General features: G+C 72.6%; 2 protein-coding genes. One reads left to right on the top strand and one right to left on the bottom strand.

Annotation, left to right across the window (positions count from 1 at the left end):
- Positions 1-184, bottom strand: a 184-nt coding sequence (locus ACWDX9_RS63545; RefSeq protein WP_449973491.1) for a phospholipase A2, incomplete at its 3' end; no start/stop codon positions are given.
- A 63-nt stretch (positions 185-247) separates the two neighbouring features.
- On the opposite strand from ACWDX9_RS63545, the gene ACWDX9_RS63540 reads away from it, so the two are divergent.
- Positions 248-1090 (top strand): hypothetical protein, encoded by an 843-nt coding sequence (locus tag ACWDX9_RS63540; RefSeq protein WP_449973490.1) that lies wholly within the window; start codon positions 248-250, stop codon positions 1088-1090.
- Positions 1091-1141: the final 51 nt, after the last annotated feature.

Below are 1141 nucleotides of genomic sequence, written 5' to 3'. Positions count from 1 at the left end.
CATCGATGCGCGACTTGTTCGCCGGGAACTGGCTCACGTCCTTGTAGTTGCGGTAACCGAAATCGTGCCTTCTGCACGGCATCCGGAAATCGAAGGGGCCCGACCCCGGCTCTGACCCGGTCAAAGGGCTGGTCGACGCGCGGGGCCCGAGATTGTCGTGGGTGATCGCTAGGGTCACCGTCATGGTTGACGCAGCGGAGGTGTGGTCATGCGCCGGTTCTTCCCGGTCCGCATCGGAGGTGGCCGGATGAGCGCGTGGGAGCGCCTGGTCAAGCCGGCCAAGGGCGGTGACGTGGCCCGCGTCTTCCGCCTGCTCCTGGAGCTGGACGCCGACGATCGCAAGGCGGTGGCGGCGCAGCTGCCGCGCCACCTGTCGGGGCTGCGGGTGGAGGACTGGTGGTCCTGGCGGCACCAGCTCAGGCCGCTGCGGCTGGCGGGCGTGGCGTGCCTGGGTGGCGCGGCGGCCGTCACGGCGTGGCTGTTCAGACGCGAGTTCCAGTGGGCCGAGCCCGACGACGAGCGCGTCATCCTGCTGCTGCGGCAGCGGCCGGCCGAGTGGCGGGCCGACGTGGCCCGCCGCATCGCCGCCCGCCTGCGCCTCAACGACATGCGCTACTGGGAGGTGGCCGCGGCGCTCGTGCGCGAGACCGGGATCGAGCCGCCGGACGGCGACGCGTTCATGGTGGGCTGGTTACGCGCGCTCCACCCGGGGACGGCGGCCACCGATCCGCTGTTCACCGCGTTCGCGCCGCGGCTCTTCGAGATCGACGGCCTGGGCGAGGCGCTCCCCGCGCAGGTGGGGACCGTCGCCCGGCTCGTCGAGGACGGCCTGCTGGAGCGCAAACCGGTCATCGACGGCATCGTGGGGCGGCTGCTGCGTGACGGGCCGTCGGCGCTGAGCGCCGTGGTCGTCCTGCACGATCGGCTCGACCTCGACATCGACGAGTCCGCCGAGCGGGCCAGAGACTACACCCGGCTGCTGCCCGCCGGGCCGGTCGCGGTGGCCGACCTGGCGCTGGCGCAGCTGCGGCGGCTGGAGGAGGCGGGGCGGCTCGGCTCCCGATCGCATCCGCCCCGTTCATGCGCCTGAACCAGCCGAGATTCCCTCCGCGACCCGCTCGAACCCGGCTTCAGCTTGGGA

This window comes from Nonomuraea sp. NPDC003201 (assembly GCF_053590415.1).
The sequence above is the reverse complement of the archived record's forward strand: the minus strand, read 5'-3'. Positions and strand labels throughout refer to the sequence as shown.

Bases quoted from the DNA above. Each gene is read 5' to 3' on its own strand.
- ACWDX9_RS63540 (WP_449973490.1), top strand. From the start codon at position 248: ATGAGCGCGTGGGAGCGCCTGGTCAAGCCGGCCAAGGGCGGTGACGTG.